General features: G+C 56.9%; 1 protein-coding gene. It reads left to right on the top strand.

The annotated features are described in order from the left end of the window. Positions 1-281 (top strand): hypothetical protein (locus ACO0LH_RS28630; protein ID WP_422944548.1); only part of this gene is annotated, 281 nt, incomplete at both ends.

Genomic DNA, 281 nt, shown 5'->3' with positions numbered 1-281 from the left:
AATGCCGTGACCGTCTCGAATGTGACTGCGCCCACGATCACGTCAGCAACGTATGACGGCACCACCCACATCTTCACCGTCACTGGCACCAACCTCGTCAAGACGATAGGCGCGACCAACGACATCACCATTTCCAAGCTGACCATCACCGGCGAAGGCGGTGCCACCCGCACCCTGAGTACTACTGGCAACGTCGAAGTCACCAGTGCGACAAGTTTCACCTTTACTCTCGCCGGCGCTGACATTGCTGCCGTTGATGCCTTATTGAACAAGAACGGCAC

Origin of the sequence: Undibacterium sp. TJN19 (assembly GCF_049339485.1) — a bacterium.
Taxonomy (GTDB): Bacteria; Pseudomonadota; Gammaproteobacteria; order Burkholderiales; family Burkholderiaceae_D; genus Undibacterium.
This window is presented reverse-complemented; position numbering and strand designations above follow the sequence as displayed.